21 protein-coding genes are annotated in these 22715 nt (G+C 34.1%); 16 read left to right on the top strand and 5 right to left on the bottom strand.

The window, feature by feature from the left end; genetic code table 11:
* Positions 1 to 9: 9 nt before the first annotated feature.
* The 5 genes from AC15TD_RS06725 to AC15TD_RS06705 are packed head-to-tail and all read right to left on the bottom strand — an operon-like array spanning position 10 to position 5458.
* On the bottom strand, positions 10 to 1335 hold the full coding sequence (locus AC15TD_RS06725) for a Gfo/Idh/MocA family protein (RefSeq protein WP_484451369.1): 1326 nt from the start codon (positions 1333 to 1335) through the stop codon (positions 10 to 12).
* A 6-nt stretch (positions 1336 to 1341) separates the two neighbouring features.
* Complete coding sequence (locus AC15TD_RS06720) at positions 1342 to 2313, bottom strand: formylglycine-generating enzyme family protein (RefSeq protein ID WP_484451368.1); 972 nt, start codon at positions 2311 to 2313, stop codon at positions 1342 to 1344.
* A gap of 13 nt (positions 2314 to 2326) precedes the next feature.
* Positions 2327 to 3127 (bottom strand): 3-keto-disaccharide hydrolase, encoded by an 801-nt coding sequence (locus tag AC15TD_RS06715; protein ID WP_484451367.1) that lies wholly within the window; start codon positions 3125 to 3127, stop codon positions 2327 to 2329.
* Between the two features lie 10 nt (positions 3128 to 3137).
* Positions 3138 to 3746, bottom strand: a complete 609-nt coding sequence (locus AC15TD_RS06710) for a gluconate 2-dehydrogenase subunit 3 family protein (protein ID WP_484451366.1) — start codon at positions 3744 to 3746, stop codon at positions 3138 to 3140.
* 2 nt (positions 3747 to 3748) lie between these two features.
* A complete protein-coding gene (locus AC15TD_RS06705; protein ID WP_484451365.1) occupies positions 3749 to 5458 on the bottom strand; it encodes a GMC oxidoreductase in 1710 nt (569 codons plus the stop codon).
* A 340-nt stretch (positions 5459 to 5798) separates the two neighbouring features.
* On the opposite strand from AC15TD_RS06705, the gene AC15TD_RS06700 reads away from it, so the two are divergent.
* The 16 genes from AC15TD_RS06700 (at position 5799) to argH (ending at position 22695) form a co-directional block, all read left to right on the top strand.
* Positions 5799 to 6755, top strand: a complete 957-nt coding sequence (locus AC15TD_RS06700; RefSeq protein WP_484451364.1) for a sugar phosphate isomerase/epimerase family protein — start codon at positions 5799 to 5801, stop codon at positions 6753 to 6755.
* A gap of 32 nt (positions 6756 to 6787) precedes the next feature.
* Entirely contained in the window at positions 6788 to 7960 is a 1173-nt protein-coding gene (locus AC15TD_RS06695; RefSeq protein WP_484451363.1) for an MFS transporter, read from the top strand.
* 7 nt (positions 7961 to 7967) lie between these two features.
* Positions 7968 to 9116 carry a Gfo/Idh/MocA family protein gene (locus tag AC15TD_RS06690; protein WP_484451362.1) on the top strand — a complete coding sequence of 383 codons (1149 nt, stop codon included), beginning with the start codon at positions 7968 to 7970 and terminating at the stop codon, positions 9114 to 9116.
* A gap of 22 nt (positions 9117 to 9138) precedes the next feature.
* Entirely contained in the window at positions 9139 to 10191 is a 1053-nt protein-coding gene (locus AC15TD_RS06685; RefSeq protein WP_484451361.1) for a sugar phosphate isomerase/epimerase family protein, read from the top strand.
* 149 nt (positions 10192 to 10340) lie between these two features.
* Entirely contained in the window at positions 10341 to 11102 is a 762-nt protein-coding gene (locus tag AC15TD_RS06680; RefSeq protein WP_484451360.1) for a 3-keto-disaccharide hydrolase, read from the top strand.
* Positions 11103 to 11609: 507 nt separating this feature from the next.
* The gene (locus tag AC15TD_RS06675) at positions 11610 to 12227 is read left to right on the top strand and encodes a GNAT family N-acetyltransferase (protein ID WP_484451359.1); all 618 of its coding nucleotides are present in this window, start codon (positions 11610 to 11612) and stop codon (positions 12225 to 12227) included.
* 5 nt (positions 12228 to 12232) lie between these two features.
* The gene (locus AC15TD_RS06670) at positions 12233 to 13408 is read left to right on the top strand and encodes an argininosuccinate synthase (RefSeq protein WP_484451465.1); all 1176 of its coding nucleotides are present in this window, start codon (positions 12233 to 12235) and stop codon (positions 13406 to 13408) included.
* 3 nt (positions 13409 to 13411) lie between these two features.
* The gene (gene argC, locus AC15TD_RS06665) at positions 13412 to 14389 is read left to right on the top strand and encodes an N-acetyl-gamma-glutamyl-phosphate reductase (protein ID WP_484451358.1); all 978 of its coding nucleotides are present in this window, start codon (positions 13412 to 13414) and stop codon (positions 14387 to 14389) included.
* Between the two features lie 12 nt (positions 14390 to 14401).
* Positions 14402 to 15196, top strand: a complete 795-nt coding sequence (gene proC / locus AC15TD_RS06660) for a pyrroline-5-carboxylate reductase (protein WP_484451357.1) — start codon at positions 14402 to 14404, stop codon at positions 15194 to 15196.
* 2 nt (positions 15197 to 15198) lie between these two features.
* Complete coding sequence (locus tag AC15TD_RS06655) at positions 15199 to 16323, top strand: aspartate aminotransferase family protein (protein ID WP_484451356.1); 1125 nt, start codon at positions 15199 to 15201, stop codon at positions 16321 to 16323.
* 87 nt (positions 16324 to 16410) lie between these two features.
* Positions 16411 to 17607 (top strand): glutamate-5-semialdehyde dehydrogenase, encoded by a 1197-nt coding sequence (locus tag AC15TD_RS06650; RefSeq protein ID WP_484451355.1) that lies wholly within the window; start codon positions 16411 to 16413, stop codon positions 17605 to 17607.
* 1 nt (position 17608) lies between these two features.
* Positions 17609 to 18373, top strand: a complete 765-nt coding sequence (proB, locus tag AC15TD_RS06645; protein WP_484451354.1) for a glutamate 5-kinase — start codon at positions 17609 to 17611, stop codon at positions 18371 to 18373.
* Positions 18374 to 18379: 6 nt separating this feature from the next.
* Complete coding sequence (locus AC15TD_RS06640) at positions 18380 to 19321, top strand: Rossmann-fold NAD(P)-binding domain-containing protein (protein WP_484451353.1); 942 nt, start codon at positions 18380 to 18382, stop codon at positions 19319 to 19321.
* A 95-nt stretch (positions 19322 to 19416) separates the two neighbouring features.
* The gene (gene argB / locus AC15TD_RS06635; protein WP_484451352.1) at positions 19417 to 20193 is read left to right on the top strand and encodes an acetylglutamate kinase; all 777 of its coding nucleotides are present in this window, start codon (positions 19417 to 19419) and stop codon (positions 20191 to 20193) included.
* A gap of 1 nt (position 20194) precedes the next feature.
* Positions 20195 to 21265, top strand: a complete 1071-nt coding sequence (locus tag AC15TD_RS06630; RefSeq protein ID WP_484451351.1) for a M20 family metallo-hydrolase — start codon at positions 20195 to 20197, stop codon at positions 21263 to 21265.
* Between the two features lie 152 nt (positions 21266 to 21417).
* Positions 21418 to 22695 carry an argininosuccinate lyase gene (gene argH / locus AC15TD_RS06625; RefSeq protein ID WP_484451350.1) on the top strand — a complete coding sequence of 426 codons (1278 nt, stop codon included), beginning with the start codon at positions 21418 to 21420 and terminating at the stop codon, positions 22693 to 22695.
* Positions 22696 to 22715 lie beyond the last annotated feature (20 nt).

Here is a 22715-nt window from a genome sequence, read left to right as displayed (position 1 = left end):
TGTGTATTTTTAAATAAAGGTTGTCTTGCCAGGAACGGGAATAGGATAGTTTTCAAACTCATCTGGAATTATAGGTGGCATCGAATCAAATGATAAAGTTTCCTCGTCTGGAACTAACTTTAAATTAGTTGCCATAGCTTCATCCCATGTAATCTCTTTGCCAGAATAAGTAGCCATTCTTCCTAAAATAGCAGTCATAGTACTTTTTGCTCCATAGTCCACATTATTGATTACTTCTCCATTTCTTATAGCGGCAAAAAGTTTGTTGTGTTCAACCTGATAAGGGTTTTTGTCCATTTCATTATCATGTTTATATATGGTTTCTCCAGAATAGGACTTTAAAATAGCTTTATTACCACCACTAGTTTCAGAGGTTCCTAAAGTCCCTTGAAATGATTCAGCAACTCGTGTTAAACAACCTTTCTGATGTCTGCATTGACTTGAAATAACAGCGCCACTTGGGTATTCAAATTCCACAAAATGATGGTCGAAAATTTGCCCATGGTCTTTACCATTTCTAACCTCTCTTCCGCCCATGCCTTGTGCTTTTATTGGGTGTTCTCCAATAAACCAGTTAGCAACATCAATATTGTGGATGTGTTGTTCTAAAATATGATCTCCACAAAGCCAATTAAAATAATACCAATTTCGCATTTGGTATTCCATTTCGGTAAATTTTTCTTCTCTTGGTCTCACCCAAACACCTCCGCTATTCCAATATACTCGTCCTGAAACTATTTTGCCAATACTTCCTTTTTGAATAAGATTCAGTGTTTCTAGGTAACTAGATTGGTAACGTCTTTGTAAACCTACTACAACATTAAGTTTTTTTGATTCAGCAATTTTTGCTGCTTCCAAAACCTTTTTTATCCCAGCAACATCGGTCGCAAGAGGCTTTTCCATAAATACGTGCTTACCCTGAGAAACAGCATATTCAAAATGTTGTGGTCTAAATCCAGGAGGGGTCGCAAGTATTATAACATCTGCTTCATCAATTGCTTTTTTATAGGAACCAAAACCAACAAACTTCATGCTTTCCTTAACAGGTATTCTAGCAGACTCAAATATTTTAGAAAGATTTTCAAAAGATGTATCTAATATGTCTTTAAAAGCATCAGCCATGGCTACTAGCTGTACCTCATTGTCTGCTTTTAGGGCCTGGACAGCCGCACCAGTGCCTCTGCCCCCACAACCAATAACTGCTAATTTTAATATGTTTTTAGTATTATAAGGTGTTGCGCTTATTAACGACGGGGCAAGTAAAATACCACCAGTTGCTAAAGATGATCTTTTTACAAAATCTCTTCTAGTAAAGTTTTTGGTTTTGTTATTCATAATAATTTAATTAAGATTAAAATCTTTAATAACTTCAAGCCAATATTTTTCAATATCTTCTTTAGAAGGTTGGATTTTTGGTCTAACTATTCTGAAGCCTATAAATGGTGCGTCGGTATGCCACCAGTCACTTTTTGGGATTTGAGGATCTCTTCGTTTCCATTTAGGGTTTGATGGTATTCTGGAGGTGCAACAAAGTTTGTCAGCCGTATCTTTCCATGACCCACCTCTTAAAACTCTTGGATAAAGCTCAGAAGGTTTATTCCAAGGATTGTTTTTTGGAGACGTTTCATAATATGTCGTACTAAATTGATCTAAAACCCATTCTGAAACATTTCCTAACATGTCGTAAACGCCAATTTTATTTGGCTTTTTAAGCCCTATGTTTTGATATTTACTTTTTGAGTTTTCAAAAAACCATGCAGCTTCACTTAGTTCTTCAATCTTGTCAGTCTCTCCTTTTTTACAAACATATTCCCATTCTGCTTCAGTAGGTAATCTATAGAATACTCCTGTTTTTAATGTTAACCATTTACAATACATAAGAGCGGCATATTGCGTCATGTTAACTGCTGGGGAAGATACCTCTCCCATGTTAAAACTCATATCTACATAGGGTGTTGTAGCACCAGATATAGCCTCAATTCCTAATGGTTCAAGTTTTGTTTTGTTTGTTAAATCTAGTTTTTCAAATTCTTCATAAACAAACGCATCATATTGCTCCCAAGTAATTTCATATTTTCCAATCCAAAAATCATCTATAATAGCTGTGTGTTGAGGTTTTTCATTTTGCTTTCGAGTCGCATCATTTTTATCCGCTCCCATTAAAAAAGCCCCTCCTCTAATAGCTACTAATTCAAAGACAATATCATTATCATTTAAGGTTTCAGTATAATTATTAAATTCTTGGGCATTTATTGTATAGGAGCAAAACGAGATAGCCATAAATAAGACTAGCAGAAAAGTTTTTGTTTTCACTCCCATATTACTTTTAATCTAAAACTTGTATTTCAATATTTTTAAATTCTACTGGATGACTTTCACTTTGTAATGAAATGTAGCCTCCTTTTAAAAGTTCTCCGTCTTTGGCTTTCCATTCTTCAGAGAAATCACTTAAATCTCCACCTATTTGTGGGTTTGAATAAGTTAGAACGATTTCATTATTTATTTTGTGAGTTATCGTGTCATTTTTCACAATAACTTCTACATTAATCCATTGATCGCCATAAAACGTTTTAGAATTAGATTCTGTACAGTGGTCCGTTTTTAAATCGCCGCCCATAACTACATGAGTGCCTGGTGTACATAAATTCCCTGTAGGTCGCTTAACAGTTTCATCAATACCTCCTAGAAGTTGAACTTCAATACTCAGTGGGAAATTTTGATCTAAGCTCATACTTTCAGGTGGTTGGCAATGAATCATAATACCACTGTTACGTTTTGCCCAACCTGGGCCTCCTTCAACTTGTTCACCAGTAAATCGGTATTGCATTCTGAATTTATAATTATTAAACGGCGTTTTATAGAATAAATGCCCGAATGTATTATTGAAATTGTCGTAGCGGTCATAAGCCACTTTTATAACCCCGTTTTCTGTACGAAACGTGTTATAAGGGTTTTCGTCTAATGGGTAGCCTTTTATTTTTATAATCCAATCGTTTAAATCTTTACCATTAAATAAGGGCTGCCAATTTTTGGTAACCTCAATAGTCTCTTTTTCTTTTGGTTTTTCTTTACAACTTACTATAAAAGATAAAGCAGCAATTAAAAATAATGTATAAATGTATTTCATATTGTGTTATTTAATTAGGAGACCAAGCTTTTCCACCAGTGAGATTTTCTACAGAAGCGCAACCTATTTGTTCGCTAGGAATGGGATCGTATGCTAAAATATTTTCCCCAATTTGTTCACTGGTTTTATATGCCCAAACGGATGAGTTTCTAATACTTATTAGGGTGTTAAAAATCATGGAGTCTTCGGTATTTTCATTTTCCTCTTTACTGTAAAACTTCTGTTGTTCTTTATTAGCCCTTAAATATTTTGAAAGCAGATTATCATAATCTTCATTTTTTATAATCGATGTACTCTCATCAACAATATTTAAAGCTTTTTGAATAGATTCCATTCCTTTCTTAAATTTAATTTTTTCTTCGTCTTCATAAACTTTAAAAACAAACAAATCTATAAATTCAGGAACGTTTACTTCTAAAGCTCCGGGAGTACTTTCTGTTTTTGGTAAAATTAAATCAACCAAATTTGTTAAAATAACACCTTCGGTAATGGATAAAAATTGGGGTATCCAAACTTTAGCTTCTGTTTTGCAGCCATGAAGCAAACTTATAATTGATGGAGTAGCAACGGTATAGCCTAATGTGAGTCCTAATCCTTTTAAAACGTCTCTTCTTTTCATAATTACAGGCTTTTAAATTGTTTAGCAGCATGATTTGCTGCTCTTGCAGTAATTGCCATATACGTTAACGACGGATTTTGACATCCAGAAGACGTCATACATGCGCCATCGGTAACATACACGTTATTTACGGTATGAATTTGATTGTATTCATTTAGAATCGATGTTTTTGGGTCTCTACCCATACGGGCTGTTCCCATTTCATGAATTCCAATGCCAGGAGCAGATAGATTATTAAACGTTGTAATATCTCTAAAGCCTCCTTTTTCTAACATTTCAGCAGCTTGTTGAATCATATCCTTACGCATAATTAGCTCGTTTTCTTTCCATTCAGCATCAAACGTAATGGTTGGCAACCCCCAATCATCTAGTTTCTCATAATCAAGTGTCATTTTGTTATCATGATTTGGTAAACATTCACCAAAACCACCCAACCCCATACGCCATTCGCCAGGTTCTAATATTTTTTCTTTGTATTCTGCGCCATATGCAAGTTCTTTAACATGCTCTGAAATAGAGCCTCTACCAGCCCCACCTTGATAACCATAGCCTCTTAAAAATTCTTTATTTATAGTTTTTTTATCTCCTAAATTTCTGAATCGAGGAATGTAAATTCCAGTTGGGCGTCTTCCTTTATAGTATTTATTATGATATCCGTCAAATTTCCCTGAGGCACCTGCACCTAAATGATGATCCATAATATTATGTCCCAGTTCCCCTGAATCATTACCTAATCCATTTGGAAAACGGTCTGATTTAGATTGTAGCAATATCGAAGCTGATGCCATAGATGATGCACAACAAAAAATAATTTTAGCATTAAAAACGAGAGTTTCTTTTGTTTCGGTATCAATAACTTTAACTCCTGTAGCTTTTTTTAAATCGGCGTCATAAATAATTTCATGAACTATAGAGTTAGGTCTTAAAGTCATATTCCCTGTAAGTTCTGCTGCAGGTAAGGTTGACGAATTACTGCTAAAATAAGCTCCAAATGGACAGCCTCTTCTGCATCGCGCTCTATATTGACATTTACTTCTACCATTAAATATTTTGGAACTATTTATATGGGCTGTCCTACCTATGGTTAGAAGTCTGTCATCATAATTTTTGGAGAGTTGCTCTTTTAGGTGCTCCTCTACACAGTTTAATTCCATCGGAGGCTCAAAAATACCATCTGGTAGTTGGGGTAATCCAAGATGTTCTCCGCTAACACCAATATAGCTTTCTACATAATCATACCAAGGAGCAATATCTTTATAACGAATGGGCCAATCGACACCGTGACCATCTTTTTTGTTAGCTTCAAAGTCTAAATCGCTTAATCTGTAGCTTTGTCTTCCCCATGTGATGGATCTGCCTCCAACATGATAACCTCGCATCCAGTCAAACCGTTTTGTTTCGTTATAAGGATGTTTTAAATCGTCTACAAACCAATGTTTACTTTCAAATTTTGTAGTATACCCAGTTCGACTTTGCTTAAGCTGTCTTGCTTTATCTTCTTTAGTAACGTTGTTTCGCAACTCCATATCCCAAGGATCTAGATGTGCAGTTGGATAATCGGTGATATGGTTTATCAAACGACCACGTTCTAAAACCAGTGTCTTTAGACCCTTTTCACATAACTCTTTGGCAGCCCAACCACCTGATATACCCGTGCCAATTACTATGGCGTCATAAGGGGTTGTGTAGTTGGTTATTACTTCTTTAGTCATTATCGTTTTTATATTTATTTTGATTGTATTTAAAAGTAGTGTTAAATCAAATTTATTGTAATATGTTAAACTTAATATATAAAAATAGAGAAATTAATAAATTAATTCTTAATTATTGGAAAAATAACTAATTTGGCTCGTATTAAAGTTTAAATTATTTCAGTGAATAATAAATTACAAGAATTTAAATTCAAATATATATTTTCACGCGATTAACGCGGAATTATGTTGTTAATTTAATAATACCATTTCATGATATATCCATAACTATACCCTGATACCAAATGGGATAAATAAATGGATGCTACTGTGATCAATAAAAAACAATAGATATAAACACATGAGAAGAAGACAATTCGTAAAAAGAACAACTCAGGCAAGTGTTGCGTTGTCGTTGCTTGGTTTGTCAGCCTGTAAAAACGAAAAGAAAAATACTGAAACAAATATTGATGGTTTAAGCGATGATTCTTTGTTTTTCAAAATGTCTTTAGCAGAGTGGTCTCTGCATCGCACTTTATTTGATAAAAAAATGGATCATTTAGAATTCGCAGCAAAATCTAGAAGTTTTGGTTTTGAAGGTGTTGAATATGTAAATGGGTTTTTTAAGGATAAGGCTAAAGATATGACTTATTTAAAGGAAATGAAATCTAGAGCAGATAGCGAAGGTCAGGAAAATATTTTAATAATGATTGATGGAGAAGGAGCGATGGCTGATCCTGATGATGAAAAACGATTACAAGCCATTCAGAATCATTACAAGTGGGTAGAAGCAGCACATTTTTTAGGATGCCATTCCATTAGGGTTAATCTTGCAGGAGGGATTGATAAAGCAGAAGCTGTTAAGGCTAGTTTAGATTCCTTAACTAAACTATCGGATTTTTCTAAGGATTCAGGTATCAATATTTTGGTTGAAAATCATGGTGGGTTTTCATCTAATGGCGAGTGGATGACTGAGGTATTTTCACAAATAAAAAATAACAATTGTGGCACTTTACCGGATTTTGGAAATTTTTGTGTTACAAAGGATAAAGAAGGTAATTGCTTAGAGGCTTATGATAGATATAAAGGCATGAAAGAATTGTTGCCTTTTGCAAAAGCTGTAAGTGCTAAATCCTATGATTTTAATGAAAATGGAGAAGATATATTAATCGATTATTATAAAATAATGAAAATGGTAAAGGATTCTGGATACAAAAGTTTTGTTGGAGTAGAGTATGAAGGCACAGTAATTCCTGAAGAAAAAGGAATTGAACTAACAAGAGATTTATTGATACGCGTTGGAAAACAACTTTCATAAATTTACAGCTAACTAATCTAAATATTTTTAACGTGGAAAACATTAATAAGAATAGACTCTTTTTGGCAAGTTGTCTTGCCTTAATTACTACAGCAATGACTTTTGCAATTAGGGCGAGGTTAGAAACCGTCTTTGGACCTGAAGGTGTTGGATTGACATTGGAACAAATAGGTTATGCCTTTACGCCAGCCTTTTTTGGTTTTACATTAGCCATGATTTTTGGTGGTCCCTTGGTAGATTTTCTAGGGATAAAAAAAATCACATGGATTGCATTTATTACACACGCCATTGGAATTATTTTGACTCTTATAGCAGATTCAATGTCTTCACTTTTTATCGCTACTTTATTTGTCGGTATAGGAAACGGCATGGTTGAAGCCGCTTTAAATCCTATGATTGCATCCATGTACACGGAAGAAAAAACGAAGATGCTTAATAGGTTTCATGTATGGTTTCCAGGAGGCATCGTAATTGGTGCCATTGTTGGATGGTTAATTATGGATGTGATGGGATTAAGCTGGGAAGCTATGGTTGGCACTTTGTTTATTCCTTTAGTGATTTATGGGGCATTATTTTTTGGACAAAATTTTCCAGTTACTGAGCGTGTTCAAATGGGGATAAGTAATAAAAAAATGTTTTCAAGCATAGGGAAACCCTTATTTTTATTTATGATGTTCTGTATGTTTTTAACCGCAGCTTCGGAGTTGGGGACTACACAACGTATTGAATCTTTATTAAAACAATCTGTTGAAGTACCTCTTTTAGTATTAGCTTTTATTAATGGTATTATGGCATTAGGTAGAATGTTTGCTGGTCAAGTTGTTCATAAATTAAAACCCTCTGGCATGTTATTGTATTCGGCAATATTTACGTTTGTTGGATTATGGTTGTTAACAGTTACTGCTGGTGGAATGACCTTTGTTTCAGCGGCAGTCTTTGCAATTGGAGTAACATTTTTTTGGCCAACTATGTTGGGTTTTGTAGCAGAATATCTTCCAGAAACAGGTGCCCTAGGCTTATCTATTATGGGGGGTGCAGGTATGTTTTCAGTATCATTAGTTTTACCAATTATGGGAAATCTCATGGATAATGCTAGTCCTATTGAGGCGTTAAGAACCATGTCGATACTTCCAGCAATACTGATTATTGCTTTTATAGGACTTAATATTTATATGAAGAAACGAAGTAAAACAGAACAAGCTTAATTACAGTATGACAAGAAAATTAAGAATGGGAATGATTGGTGGTGGAACTGGGTCATTCATTGGAGATGTGCATAGAAAAGCGTCTTCTATTGATGGAATGATAGAGTTGGTATGTGGTGCGTTTAGTCGTAGTGCAGAAAAATCGATTGCTTCAGGAAAAGCGTTATTCCTATCAGAAGAAAGGTGTTATGGAAGTTTTGAAGAGATGATTTCAAAAGAAAAAGAGCTTCCTAAGAGTAAACGAATGGATTTCGTAGCAATAGTAACACCCAATCACATGCATTTTCCGCCAGCAAAAATGGCTTTAGAGAATGGATTTCATGTGGTTTGCGATAAACCGATGACGCTTACTTTAAATGAAGCTATCGAATTAGAAAAAATTGTTGTTAAAAGCGGAAAACTTTTCGCTCTAACACATAATTATACAGGACATCCATTGGTAAAGCAGGCTAAAGCTATGGTCGCTAACAGAGATTTAGGTACGATTAGAAAAATTCAAGTACAATATTTACAAGGTTGGCTATCTACTTCAGTTGAAAAAACAGGACAGAAGCAAGCCTCATGGCGAGTCGATCCAAAGAAATCTGGAATTGGCGGTGCATTAGGAGATATTGGCACACATGCTGAAAACTTAGTGGAATATATAACAGGTTTAAAAATTAATGAATTAGCTGCAGATTTAGGTCGATTTGGTGAAGGCAGAATTCTTGATGATGATGGTAATTTATTACTTCGAATGGAAAATGGAGCTAAAGGTACGATGTCTATTTCTCAGATAGCTTTAGGTGAGGAAAATAATTTGGCTATAAAAGTTTATGGAGAAAAAGGAAGTTTAGAATGGCATCAGGAAAATCCAAATCAATTGATAACACATTGGCTAGAACAACCAGTGAAGATTTTTACACCAAATGGAAATGATTTGTATGATGAGGCTTTGAATGTATCGCGCATTCCAGCGGGCCATCCTGAGGGTTATTTGGAAGCATTTGCTACCATATATAAAAATTTTGCAACACATGTAATGGCCGTTTTAGATGGGAAAACTATCGAAAAACCTGATTACCCAACGGTAAGAGATGGGGTGCGTGGCATGCAATTTATTTATGCGTCAGTAGAGAGCGACAAGAATAATGCGGCATGGGTAAAAATGAAATAATAACTAAATTATGAAAGGGAGTATGAAAACAATAAAAGGACCAGCAGTTTTTTTAGCACAATTTGCTGGAAGCGAAGTACCGTTTAATAGTTTAGATGGGATGTGTAAATGGGCTTCCGATTTAGGTTATAAAGGCATTCAAATACCAACATGGGAATGCAATTTAATTGATATCGAAAAGGCTGCTATAAGTCAAACCTATTGTGATGATTTAAAAGGAAAAGTGAATTCTTATGGTTTAGAAATCACAGAATTGTCTACGCATTTACAAGGACAATTAGTGGCGGTTCACCCGGCTTACGATGTGATGTTTGATAGTTTTGCGCCTGAGGCAGTAAGAAATAATCCTAAAGCTAGAACTGATTGGGCGATAGATTTTGTAAAAAAATCTGGAACAGTTAGTGGTAGATTAGGTTTAAAAGCACATGCTACTTTTTCCGGTGCTTTTTTGTGGCAGACTGTTTATCCGTGGCCACAACGACCAAGTGGTTTAGTAGAAATGGGATTTGAAGAATTAGCTAAACGTTGGTTGCCTATTTTAAATCATTTTGATGAGCATGGCGTAGATGTGTGTTACGAATTGCATCCTGGAGAAGATTTACATGATGGTATTACCTTCGAACGTTTTTTAGAAGCAACAAATAATCATAGTCGTGCTAACATTCTTTATGATCCGAGTCATTTTATGCTTCAGCAATTAGATTATCTAACGTTTATCGATTACTATCATGAATATATAAAAATGTTTCATGTAAAAGATGCAGAGTTTAATCCAACAGGGAAACAAGGTGTTTATGGAGGCTATTCTGATTGGAAAGATCGCGCTGGACGTTTTCGTTCTTTGGGAGATGGGCAAGTTGATTTTAAAGGAATTTTTTCAAAATTAACAAAATACGGATGTGATGTTTGGGCGGTAATGGAATGGGAGTGTTGTATAAAATCCGCCGAACAAGGTGCAAGAGAAGGAGCAGCATTTATTCAAAAGCATTTAATTGAAGCTGCAGGACGTAGTTTTGATGATTTTGCTGGAAGCGATGTTGATAAAGGCCAATTAAAGAAAATACTAGGCCTTTAAATTAGTTGATTTTTAAAGTACCAAATTATATAAATAAAGTAACTCGGTTTTGCATATGAAGAAGTTTGGTTCCCAAATTGTATTAATCAAGATGATAGATAGTATGATGCGAAATAGAATGATAAATGAAATTTAATCAGTTAAGATACATGAAATATTTAAAATCACTTTCAATAAAGCAATTAATGTATTCACTGTTTTTGTTAATACTTATAGTTTCTTGTAAACAACAAAACAATGATAAATCCATAGAAGAGAAACAATTTAAAGTTATTGAAGAGGGTTTGATAAATGATTGGATTATACTTTTTGACGGCACTAATTTTGATAACTGGAAAGGGTATCTTAACGATGAAATGTATTCAGAATGGCGTATTGAAAATGATGCTATGGTATTTAATCCCGGAGAGAACACAGGTAAAAATATCATTACCAAAAATACCTTTACTAATTTTATATTATCACTAGAGTGGAAAATATCTGAAGGTGGCAATAGCGGCATTTTTTGGGGAGTTTTTGAAGATGAAAAATATATTGAAGCCTACCAAACTGGTCCAGAAATTCAGGTCTTAGATAATGAACGCCATCCTGATGCTAGAGCAAATCCGAAATATCATCAAGCTGGGGCATTATATGATATGGTTCAACCTATGCATGATGTATGTAAGCCCGCTGGAGAATGGAACTTATGTGTTCTGAAAGTTAACCACAACAAAAATCAAGGAAGTATATCGTTAAACGGAATCGTAATTGCCGAATTTCCTGTTCATGGAGAAGTATGGGAAGCGATGGTCGCTAATTCAAAATTTAAAGATTGGGACGCATTTGGTAAATATCAAACTGGGCATATTGGTTTACAAGATCATGGTGATAAAGTATGGTATAAAAATATTAAAATTAAAGAATTATAAAGGCTTTAAAGATATCATTTAGATACATTTAGAATAATATATTGAGATTTCTAAGCACTTACTCAATAAAAAGAATCATAATACGCTGCTGTTTATTGAATTATTTAAAATAAAACTATTGAAAAACAGAGATATTAACAATTCTCACTAAAAATCAAATTAGTAGTGGTTATTTTAAGAAATAAAATTTTAGTTTTACAATATGAAAAATTCGAAAAATAAAATACGTTATACAGTTCCCGGTTTTCCCGTGCGCTTTCGCCGCCGCTTTTAATCTTAACTTGTAGAAAAACCAAAACGTAATTTTAATTTTTTTCATAGTGTTCAAAATATCAATCATAGCATTTCAAAATTCAGTTAATTCTTCAATAATTAAACCTGTTATTATGCGCGGTTTTTTTTCTCGTCGCCCGTAAGGGTATATATTAATTTATTGGGTTAGGTGAGTCCAGCACAGCATTTAGGAAGGAAAAAATAAACATAACATTTAATAAGATATAAGATACAATGGAAATTGTAATTGCCGATAAATCACATATTAAATATGCAGAGATTATCTGCGAAACTATTGCAGAATCTGCGAAGGTTAGGGGAACAGGTATAGCAAGGCGTACACCTGAATATATAACCACTAAAATGGAAAATGGTAATGCTGTTATTGCTCTAGAAGGTGATAAGTTTGCAGGTTTTTGTTATATAGAAAAATGGGGTCATGGCAAATTTGTTGCTAACTCAGGTTTAATAGTACATCCAGACTTTAGAAATATGGGTTTAGCAAAAAAGATCAAGCATAAAGTGTTTCAACATTCAAGAAAAAAGTTTCCGGATGCTAAAGTATTTAGTATTACAACCGGTTTAGCGGTCATGAAATTAAACAGCGATTTAGGTTATAAGCCAGTAACATTTTCCGAATTAACAGATGATCAAACCTTTTGGGATGGTTGTCAAACCTGTCAAAACTTCGATGTTTTAAAACGGACCAATAGAAAAATGTGTTTGTGTACAGGAATGCTTTATGATCCAAAAGCGAAAAATAGTAATGAGAATAAACCAATAAAAACAAAAGTGTTTCAAAGATTAAAACACATTAAAGAAACCATGTTTTTAAAAAAAGATAAAAAATGAGTTCAATAAAGAAATTAGTAATAGCCTATAGTGGCGGGTTAGATACCTCTTACTGTGCAGTAAGTTTATCTAAAGATTATGATGTTCATGCGGTAAGTGTAAACACAGGAGGATTTACTCAAAAGGAGATAGATGTTATTGAAGCTAACGCTTATAAAATGGGAGTTTCAACCTATAAAAATATTAATGCCGTGCCTTCTTTTTATCAAAAAGTAATTAAGTTTTTGGTATTTGGTAATGTTTTAAAAAACAACACGTATCCGTTGTCTGTAAGTGCAGAACGTATTATTCAGGCTATTGAAATAGTAGAATATGCAAAAAGTATTGGTGCCGATTATATTGCTCATGGTAGTACAGGTGCAGGAAATGATCAAGTACGTTTTGATATGATTTTTCAAACACTTGCTCCAGAAATTCAAATTATCACACCTATTAGAGATGAAAAATTATCAAGACAGGTTGAGATTGATTATCTAAAAGAGAATGGTATAGATATGTCCTGGGATAAAGCCAAATATTCTATTAATAAGGGTCTTTGGGGAACTAGCGTTGGCGGACAAGAAACATTAACTTCAGAAAAACCATTGCCTAGTGAAGCATATCCATCTCAATTGAAGCATACTGAAGAGGAAAAAGTTAAGTTATCCTTTAAAAAAGGAGAGTTAGTAGCCATAAATGGTATTAAAAATGATCCCGAAATGAACATTGAGGTGCTAAATAATTTAGCATCAGCTTACGCTATTGGTAGAGATATTCATGTGGGTGATACTATTGTTGGTATTAAAGGGCGTGTTGGTTTTGAAGCCGCAGCCGCATTAATTACCATTAAAGCGCATCATTTATTGGAAAAACACACCCTTACTAAATGGCAGTTACAGCATAAAGAATATGTATCAAGTTTTTATGGGATGCATTTACACGAAGGTCAGTATTTAGATCCTGTAATGCGAGATATCGAGGCATTTTTACAAAGTAGTCAGGATAAAGTTAGTGGTGATGTAATCGTGAGCTTAAGACCATATCATTTCTCATTAGATGGTATTTCTTCTAAACACGATTTGATGAGTGCAAAATTTGGCAGTTATGGCGAAGAAAATAAGGCTTGGAGTGCAGAAGATGCAAAAGGGTTTATCAAAATTTTAGGTAATCAAAATAAAATTTATCAACAAGTAAATTCGTAAATCATGATTCAAGTTGGTATTATTGGAGGTGCAGGGTATACTGCTGGAGAGTTGATTAGACTGCTCACGTTTCATCCAAATGCAGAAATTGATTTTGTTTTTAGTACGTCTAATGCTGGGAATAAGATTAGTAATGTGCATCAAGATCTAGTAGGGAGTATAGGTTTGAAATTTACTGATACCATAAATCCAAATGTTGATGTCTTGTTTTTGTGTTTAGGTCATGGAAACTCAGTAAAGTTTTTAAAGGCTCATTCGTTTTCTAATCAGACAAGGATTATTGATTTAGGAAATGATTTCAGATTGGAAAGGGATAAAGTGTTTGAGAATAAAACCTTTGTTTACGGTTTGCCTGAACTTCAAAGAGAAGCGATTAAAACAGCCAATTATATTGCCAATCCTGGCTGTTTTGCTACGGCTATTCAATTAGCTTTATTACCGCTTGCAGATAAATATTTATTGAAAAATGATGTACATATTAATGCGGTTACTGGTGCTACCGGAGCAGGTACATCACTATCAGAAACAACTCATTTTACTTGGAGAGATAATAATTTTTCGTATTACAAACCATTTACACATCAGCATTTAGGAGAAATTAATCAATCAGTTAATCAATTACAAAGCAATTTTTCTTCAGATATTCTTTTTATGCCAAATAGAGGGAATTTCTCAAGAGGTATTTTTGCAACACTTTATACCCATTTTGAAGGGTCTTTGGAAGAAGCCAAAAGCTTATTCAAATCATATTATAAAGATGCTGAATTCACCTTTGTTTCGGATGAGGTTTTACATTTAAAGCAAGTGGTTAATACTAACAAATGTTTAGTTCATTTACATAAGCATAAAGATAAATTACTCATAACCAGTATTATTGATAATTTACTTAAAGGAGCTTCAGGACAAGCTATTCAAAATATGAACCTCATGTTTGGTTTAGAAGAAACGACAGGATTACAATTAAAAGCAACCTATTTTTAAAATAAAGAAATTATGAAAATAGCCATTATAGGAACCGGAAATTTAGGCAGTTCTATAGCAAAAGGACTTATTAATAATAAGTCATTTACATCATTATATTTAAGTGATAAAAATGCTATAGCGGTTACTGCTTTTAGTGATGAGGATTATGTCACCATAACAAGTGATAATGTTTTGGCAGTCAAAGAATCGGAAATCGTGATTTTTGCTTTGCAACCTCGTCATATCGAAAATGTTTTAGAAAGTGTTTCTTCAGTAATTACAGAAAATCATGTGGTGATGTCTGTGGTTGCTGGTTTCGAAATTTCAAAAATAGAAAATATTATTGGTAGCGATAAAAATATTATTAGAGTTATGCCAAATACGGCGATTTCTATAGGAAAATCTATGACCTGTTTAGCCGCTAATGTTAAAGGGCAAAGTAAGATGGATTTGGCTAAAAAAATATTTAATCAATTAGGAACAACCATGGTAATTCCAGAAGAGCATATTCAGGCAGCCACCGTAATTTGCGCTAGTGGTATTGCCTTTTGGATGCGTTTAATTAGAGCAACGACACAAGGTGCTATTCAGTTAGGTTTTGAAGCAGAACAAGCTCATGAACTGGCGACGCAAACATGTTTTGGGGCCGCTAGTTTATTAATTGAATCTGGCAGACATCCAGAGCAAGAAATAGACCGTGTAACAACACCAAGTGGTTGTACTATTGAAGGATTAAATGCGATGGAACATCAAGGATTAAGTTCTGCCTTAATTCAAGGCATTGTAGCCTCGTTCGAAAAAATTAATCAAATTAAAAAGAGTTAAATATGCCATTATTTGATGTTTATCCGTTATACGATGTCACACCAGTTTCTGGTAAAGGAATTCATGTTTTTGATGATAAGGGGGCGGAATATTTAGACCTTTATGGTGGTCACGCCGTTATATCTATTGGTCATTCGCATCCAAATTATGTTAAAGCAATAACTCGTCAAGTAGAAACTTTAGGGTTTTATTCTAATGCCATTCAAAATCCGTTACAAGTTGAATTAGCTAAAAGATTGGAAGAGATTTCTGGTTGTAAAGGCTATCAATTGTTCCTGTGTAATTCTGGTGCCGAAGCCAACGAAAATGCTTTAAAGTTGGCATCGTTTAAAACGGGAAAAGCTAGAGTTATTGCTTTTGAAAATGGGTTTCACGGACGCACGTCGGCAGCCGTTGCGGTAACCGATAACGCCAATATTATAGCACCCATAAACGCACAACAAAAAGTAACTATTTTAGCGTTAAACGATATTGAAGGTGTAAAAACTGAGTTAGAAAAAGGGGATGTTTGTGCGGTTATTGTGGAATTTATTCAAGGTGTTGGTGGACTCGATCAAGGGACAACTGAATTTTTTGAAAAAGTTAATACGTTGTGTAAAGCAAATAACACCTTTTTTGTTTCAGATGAGGTACAGTCTGGTTACGGACGTTCAGGAAAATTTTTCGCTTTTCAACATTACAATGTAATACCCGATGTGATTTCTATAGCTAAAGGCATGGGGAACGGATTTCCTGTTGGAGGTGTTTTAATTCATCCAGATATTGAAGCTAAATATGGAATGCTGGGAACTACGTTCGGTGGAAATCATTTGGCTTGCGCTGCAGGATTAGCTGTTTTAGATACAATTGAACAAGAACATCTGATGGATAATGTTAATGCTATATCAGCGTATTTTATTTCGATGGCTAGAACAATCCCACAGATAAAAAAAATAAAAGGCAGAGGCTTAATGCTTGGTTTGGAATTTGATTTTGAAGTTGGAGACCTTAGGAAAAAATTAATTTATGAGCACCATATTTTTACGGGTGGCGCATCAAATAAAAAATTATTAAGAATTCTGCCTCCTTTGTCTATTAAAAGAGAACATGTTGATCAATTTATCGAGGCTATAAAAAAGGCATTATAAAATTTTAACAAAAAATTATAAAACTTGAGTCTCGTTTAAGTATTCAAAATTGTACAATATGAGATATAAACATTAAAAAAATAAGAAATGAAGACCTTACTATCTATTGAAAAACGAAATGCCGTATTATTAACAATGGCATCACTTTTACAAGAAGAAAGGAAAACAATTATTGACATTAATAAAACAGATTTAGACGCTTATAAAGGTGGTGATATTTCTATGTATGACCGGTTAAAAGTGGACGATTCAAAGGTGGACGAGATGATAAAATCGGTTACTCATTTAGCATCACAAGATGACCCCGTTGGTGTTGAGCGTTTTAGTTTTAAGCACGAAAACGGGATGCAGGTATATAATAAAACAGCGTCGTTTGGAACGGTTTTAATTATTTACGAATCTCGACCAGATGTAACGGTTGAAGCTGCTGGAATTGCTTTTAAATCTGGAAATAAAATATTGCTTAAAGGAGGTAAAGAGTCAACAACATCAAATTTGAAAATTGTTGATTTGTGGCATCAGGCTTTAACAGAGAATGGCGCTTCTACTGATTGGGTAGAGTATTTGCAATTCGACAGAAAAGAAACGCAGGCCTTTTTAGAAAAGCCAACTCAAAAAGTAGATTTAATAGTTCCCAGAGGAGGTGAACGTTTAATTGCTTTTGTAAAACAGCATGCAATGTGCCCAGTAATCATTAGTGGGCGAGGTAATAATTTTGTATTTGTTGAAAAGGAAGCAGATACTCAAATAGCTTTAGATATTATTATCAATGCAAAAACAGCAAAAATTTCAGCTTGTAATGCTTTGGATAAAGTGTTGATAGATGAAAACCTACCAGATAAAGTATCATTCATTAAAACACTAATTTCAAAACTTAAAGAATTTAATGTTGAAATTTTGGGAGATGAAACGCTTTCAACATTTGAAGGTATTGAAGCTATTGAATCGGATGATATTTGGTATCAAGAGTTCTTAGATTTTAAAATAGTTATAGCCGAAATTAGTTCAAATGAAGATGCTGTAGCCATGATTAATAAGTATTCTGGCGGTCATTCATCATCAATCATTACTAAAAATAATACTGTTGCCAAAGCATTTATGAAAAATGTAGATAATGCGGCCGTTTATCATAATGCATCTACACGATTTACCGACGGGAGTCAATTAGGTTTGGGTGGAGAATTGGCTATTAGTACAGATAAATTACACCAACGTGGACCCATTGGTCTACAGCATTTGGTAACTAATAAATGGTATGTTCATGGCAGTGGACAAGTAAGATAACATGCAAAAGAAGAAACGAATATTACTTAAAGTTGGCTCTAATACTCTTACCAAGGAAACCGATAATATATCCAGAGGTAAAATTGAAGATATTGCTAATCAAATAGCAAAACTTCAAGATACTTGCGAGTTTATTATTGTAAGTTCTGGTGCTATTGCGGTAGCAAAGCAGTTCGTGAAGTTGGAGAGTAAACAAAAAGATGTGTTTGTAAAACAAGCCTTGGCGTCTATTGGTCAGCCCCATCTTATAAGAATTTATCAAGAAATTTTTAGAGAGTATGGCTTGTTAACATCGCAATGTTTGTTATCCTATTCAGATTTTGAAAAACAAGAAAGTAAGATCAATATAGTAAACACTATTAATATTTTGGTAAATAATAATTACATCCCCATTATTAACGAAAACGATACGGTGGCTACCGATGAAATTAAATTTGGTGATAATGACAAATTGGGGGCTTTAACAGCCTCTCTTTTAAAAGCCGATTTATTTATAATTGCTACGAATACCAATGGTATTTACACAAAAGAATCTATAGAAAATAAAGCTCCAGAGACCATTGAACTGGTTGAAAATTTTGAAGAGCTGCAAGAACAAGTAATAAATTCCAAATCATCTCACGGAAGCGGCGGTATGCAATCTAAAATCGAAGCAGCTGCGGTTGCTAAAAAAACAAATATAGAAACTTGGATTGTAAACGGATTAGAAGATAATTTTATACTTAATGCTTTTGAAGACAAAGTGCCGTTTACCAAGATAAAATAAGAGTACATGAAACATTACACATCCATCCAAGATATAAATGATATTCATTCATGGATTGAGGAAGCCAAAACATTAAAGTCAACGCCATTAAGACATATCGGATTAGGAAAACATAAAACACTTGGTTTATTATTTTTTAATTCCAGTTTACGCACACGTTTAAGTACGCAAAAAGCTGCTTTAAATTTAGGAATGAATCCGATTGTAATGAATGTATCTGGCGATGCTTGGGGTATTGAGTTTGGAGATGGAACCATTATGAACGGCAATACTGCCGAACACATTAAAGAAGCCGCTGCCGTCGTTTCACAATATTGTGATATTATCGCTGTGAGGGCGTTTCCAACATTAACCGATAAAGCAAAAGACGAAAGCGAACAGGTGATGAATGCCTTTGTTAAATATGCTTCAGTGCCGATTGTAAATATGGAAAGTGCTACAGGACATCCGCTGCAAGGTCTAACCGATGCTTTAACCATTTCAGAATATGCTAAAAAAATAAAACCAAAAGTAGTATTGAGTTGGGCTCCTCATGTTAAGGCATTGCCTCATGCAGTAGCAAATAGCTTTGTTCAGGCGATGCAAAAAATGGATGTAGAATTTGTTATTACAAATCCGGAGGGCTATAATTTAAACCCTGAAATTACTAAGAATACACCGATAATTGCTAATCAAGAAGAGGCTTTTAAAGGTGCCGATTTTGTTTATGTTAAAAACTGGAGTTCTTATGAAGATTATGGAAAAGTTTTGAATGTAGACCCTAATTGGATGATTACAAAAGCGAAATTGGGTACTGCGAAATTTATGCATTGTTTGCCCGTGAGACGAAATCTGATTGTTGAAGATGCGGTTTTGGATAGTGATAGTTCTTTGGTGATTGAGCAAGCCAATAACAGAACCTATGCAGCACAATTAGTACTAAAAAAAATATTAGAAAGAAATAAGTAAACGTCATTGCGAAAGAGGAGCTATTGACTCAATATCTTCACTAGAAATAGATGACTTTGTTGAAAATCTCTTCGAGATGATAAATTAAATTATAAATGGAAAAACTATCCATAGTAAAAATAGGGGGTAACATCATTGAAGATGACGTTTCTTTAAAAGCCTTTCTAAAGCTATTTGCTAATTTAGAAGGACATAAAATTTTGGTTCATGGTGGTGGTAAACGCGCGACTCATATTGCTGCAAAACTAGGTATTGAATCTAAAATGGTTAACGGTCGTCGTATTACAGATGCCGAAACCTTAGAAGTAATCACTATGGTATATGGTGGTTTGGTAAACAAGAATATCGTAGCCAAATTACAAGCTTTAAAAATAGATGCGATTGGATTAACTGGGGCCGATGCTAATGCAATAACTTCAGATAAAAGACCTGTAAAAGAGATTGATTTTGGTTTTGTAGGCGACGTTAAAAACGTAGCGTATAATTCCATAAATAAGTTATTAGGGGCAGGTTTTACACCTGTTTTTTGCGCCATAACTCATGATGGAAATGGACAATTGTTAAATACCAATGCTGACACCATAGCATCTCAGGTTGCTATTGGGATGAGTAATCTATACGAAACGTCAATGTATTATTGCTTCGAATTAAATGGTGTTTTAAAAGATATCCATGATAAAAATTCAGTAATTAAACAAATCGATTCAACATTGTATAATCAGTTGTTGGAGGATGGCATTATTGTCGATGGCATGCTTCCCAAGTTAGAAAACTGTTTTGACGCTTTAAAACACGGAGTAAAAACCATAAATATGGGGAACACGTCAATGTTAACCGTAGAAAATGATAATTTTACACGAATAACTTTATAATATGGCGATACAGGAGTTAACAAACAATGCCATTTCACTATTAAAACAATTAATAGAAACCCAGTCTTTTTCTGCAGAAGAAGACAGGACAGCATATCATATTGAAGCTTGGTTTAAACGTTATAACGTAGATTATAAGCGCACTAAAAATAACGTTTGGGCTATGAATAAATATTTTGATGAAAGCAAACCAACCTTATTGTTAAATTCGCACCATGATACGGTAAAGCCAAATTCAGCATATACCAAAGATCCTTTAAAGGCTATTGTTGAAGATGGTAAATTGTTTGGTTTAGGCAGTAATGATGCTGGGGGTTGTTTAGTATCGCTAATTGCAACGTTTACTTATTTTTATCATAAAGAAGAATTAAAGTATAATTTGGTTTTAGTTGCCTCCGCGGAAGAAGAAAACAGCGGTCCTGATGGTCTAAACAGTATGCTCAAAATAATTCCAAAAGTAGATGTGGCTATTGTAGGAGAACCAACATTAATGAATCTTGCTGTTGCGGAAAAAGGCTTAGTAGTTTTTGATGCTAAGGTTATGGGTACACCAAGTCACGCAGCACATCCAAACGATGACAATTGTATTTACAATTCGATAAAGGTATTGCAATGGTTCAAAGATTTTAAGTTTGAAAAAGGCTCTGAAGCTTTGGGAGACGTTAAGTTAACTGTCACTCAAATTAAAGCAGGAACGCAACACAATGCAGTTCCAGCTGATGTTGATTTAGTGATTGATGTACGTGTAAATGATGCCTACACCAATGCTGAAATAGCAGAAATTCTTCAAGAGAAATCACCTTGTGATAGTATCACACCAAGAAGTTTGAGATTAAATTCATCGTCTATTCCCATTGATCATCCTTTGGTAATAGCGGGTTTAGAAATAGGTAGAACAACCTATGGGTCGCCAACATTATCAGATCAGGCTGTATTATCGTGTCCGTCATTAAAATTAGGACCAGGCGATAGTACGCGTTCGCATTCGGCAGATGAATTTATCTATATATATGAAATTGAAGAAGGAATTAAAATTTATATTGAATTGCTAAATCGGGTTATTGTATATTGAGATAACGAGGAACAAAACGTGGTTATCTCATAATGATTAATAAGTTTGGTTCATTCTATTTGTAATAACGAATAAGTAAATAAAAATAAAAAAATGAAATGAGCTTTTTTGGCGAATTACATTTTACCTTAATTTAAAATATAAATGACGAAATGAAACTCTGGGACAAAGGTATATCGATAGATAAAAAAATAGAACAATTTACTATTGGAAACGATAGAGAAATAGATGTTCACATTGCGAAATATGATGTTATTGCTTCAAAAGCACATGCCAAAATGCTTCATAAAATTGGAATTCTTACAGCTATAGAATTAGAGCAATTGTTAGGAGGTTTACAAGTTTTAGAAAATGAGATTGAAGCTGGGGAATTTGTAATTGACCCACAATTTGAAGATGTGCATTCTAAAATAGAATATGCGTTAACGGCAACTTTAGGTGATGTTGGTAAAAAAATCCATACAGCACGTTCAAGAAACGATCAGGTTTTAGTAGCTCTTCATCTCTATTATAAAGACAATCTTAGGTTCGTTTATGATAAAACAAAGATTTTATTTGAGACCCTATTAAAGTTGGCAGAAATACATAAAGATAAAGTTTTACCCGGTTATACTCATTTACAAGTAGCCATGCCTTCGTCATTTGGCTTGTGGTTTTCTGCCTATGCTGAATTGATGATTGATGATGTTTATTTATTAAACGCTGCCATAAAAACGGTTGACCAAAATCCGTTGGGTTCTGCGGCCGGTTACGGAAGTTCTTTTCCAATCGACAGAGAATTTACCACCAGAGAAATGGGTTTCGAAACGCTTAAATATAATGTGGTGGCAGCTCAGATGAGCAGAGGTAAAAGTGAACGCACTATTGCGGCTGTATTAGGGGGTTTATGTAACACCATGTCACGATTTGCCATGGATATTTGCTTGTATATGAGTCAGAATTTTGGCTTTGTATCCTTTCCAGATGAGTTAACCACAGGTAGTAGCATCATGCCACATAAAAAGAATCCTGACGTGTTTGAATTAATACGCGGAAAGTGTAATAAAATTCAAGCATTACAGTCAGAAATGCTTCTAATAACCAATAATTTACCAAGTGGTTACCACAGAGATTTTCAATTATTGAAAGAAAACATTATTGCTGCCTTTGAAGATGTAAAAGATATTCTAGATATTTTCAATTATGCGATTCAACAAATCATTGTAAAAGATGTTGACATAAATAGTGATTTATATAAATACTTGTTTACTGTTGATAATATTAATACCTTGGTTACAGAAGGTCAGAGCTTTAGAGAAGCCTATCAAAAAATTGGTGGACAAGTACAGGATGGTACTTACGTTCCTGATCTATCGAAAAAACATACGCATCAAGGAAGTATTCATAATTTGTGTTTAGATCAGATTAGAAGTAAATTTCCGAATTCATAATTTTTTCAATTTAATCAAAC

Source organism: Yeosuana sp. (assembly GCF_057126245.1).
Note: the sequence above shows the minus strand (reverse complement) of the source record. Positions and strands in the feature narration are given on the sequence as shown.

Excerpts from the sequence above, each read along its gene's own strand:
- AC15TD_RS06630 (WP_484451351.1), top strand. The coding sequence starts at position 20,195 with ATGGCGATACAGGAGTTAACAAACAATGCCATTTCACTATTAAAACAA.
- AC15TD_RS06690 (WP_484451362.1), top strand. The coding sequence starts at position 7,968 with ATGACAAGAAAATTAAGAATGGGAATGATTGGTGGTGGAACTGGGTCA.
- AC15TD_RS06700 (WP_484451364.1), top strand. The coding sequence starts at position 5,799 with ATGAGAAGAAGACAATTCGTAAAAAGAACAACTCAGGCAAGTGTTGCG.
- argH (WP_484451350.1), top strand. The coding sequence starts at position 21,418 with ATGAAACTCTGGGACAAAGGTATATCGATAGATAAAAAAATAGAACAA.
- AC15TD_RS06715 (WP_484451367.1), bottom strand. The coding sequence starts at position 3,127 with ATGAAATACATTTATACATTATTTTTAATTGCTGCTTTATCTTTTATA.
- AC15TD_RS06710 (WP_484451366.1), bottom strand. The coding sequence starts at position 3,746 with ATGAAAAGAAGAGACGTTTTAAAAGGATTAGGACTCACATTAGGCTAT.
- argB (WP_484451352.1), top strand. The coding sequence starts at position 19,417 with ATGGAAAAACTATCCATAGTAAAAATAGGGGGTAACATCATTGAAGAT.
- AC15TD_RS06640 (WP_484451353.1), top strand. The coding sequence starts at position 18,380 with ATGAAACATTACACATCCATCCAAGATATAAATGATATTCATTCATGG.
- AC15TD_RS06650 (WP_484451355.1), top strand. The coding sequence starts at position 16,411 with ATGAAGACCTTACTATCTATTGAAAAACGAAATGCCGTATTATTAACA.
- proC (WP_484451357.1), top strand. The coding sequence starts at position 14,402 with ATGAAAATAGCCATTATAGGAACCGGAAATTTAGGCAGTTCTATAGCA.
- proB (WP_484451354.1), top strand. The coding sequence starts at position 17,609 with ATGCAAAAGAAGAAACGAATATTACTTAAAGTTGGCTCTAATACTCTT.
- AC15TD_RS06680 (WP_484451360.1), top strand. The coding sequence starts at position 10,341 with ATGAAATATTTAAAATCACTTTCAATAAAGCAATTAATGTATTCACTG.
- AC15TD_RS06655 (WP_484451356.1), top strand. The coding sequence starts at position 15,199 with ATGCCATTATTTGATGTTTATCCGTTATACGATGTCACACCAGTTTCT.
- AC15TD_RS06675 (WP_484451359.1), top strand. The coding sequence starts at position 11,610 with ATGGAAATTGTAATTGCCGATAAATCACATATTAAATATGCAGAGATT.
- argC (WP_484451358.1), top strand. The coding sequence starts at position 13,412 with ATGATTCAAGTTGGTATTATTGGAGGTGCAGGGTATACTGCTGGAGAG.
- AC15TD_RS06685 (WP_484451361.1), top strand. The coding sequence starts at position 9,139 with ATGAAAACAATAAAAGGACCAGCAGTTTTTTTAGCACAATTTGCTGGA.
- AC15TD_RS06725 (WP_484451369.1), bottom strand. The coding sequence starts at position 1,335 with ATGAATAACAAAACCAAAAACTTTACTAGAAGAGATTTTGTAAAAAGA.
- AC15TD_RS06705 (WP_484451365.1), bottom strand. The coding sequence starts at position 5,458 with ATGACTAAAGAAGTAATAACCAACTACACAACCCCTTATGACGCCATA.